The sequence below is a fragment of the Aliivibrio sp. SR45-2 genome, from assembly GCF_963890165.1.
Lineage (GTDB): Bacteria > Pseudomonadota > Gammaproteobacteria > Enterobacterales > Vibrionaceae > Aliivibrio > Aliivibrio salmonicida.
Genome location: NZ_CAWPRC010000117.1, coordinates 1 through 263 on the forward strand (window position 1 = coordinate 1; position 263 = coordinate 263).

Here is a 263-nt window from a genome sequence, read left to right on the forward strand (position 1 = left end):
TTTTTAAAGACTCTCAAGGAGAATACTTAAAGATGGTGGGCGATACCGGGCTCGAACCAGTGACCCCCTCCTTGTAAGGGAGGTGCTCTCCCAACTGAGCTAATCGCCCACGAAAGTTTTAATTCTTTCGTGAGAAAGAATGGTGGGTCGTGCAGGATTCGAACCTGCGACCAATTGATTAAAAGTCAACTGCTCTACCAACTGAGCTAACGACCCAATGGTATCCCGTAGGGGAGTCGAACCCCTGTTACCGCCGTGAAAGG

Annotated in this window: 2 tRNA genes; both read right to left on the reverse strand. The window is 49.4% G+C overall.

The features are described 5' to 3' along the window. Positions 1 to 33 precede the first annotated feature (33 nt). Positions 34 to 109: transfer RNA gene (locus tag AACV33_RS06260), tRNA-Val, on the reverse strand. Between the two features lie 31 nt (positions 110 to 140). After that, positions 141 to 216: transfer RNA gene (locus AACV33_RS06265), tRNA-Lys, on the reverse strand. Positions 217 to 263: the final 47 nt, after the last annotated feature.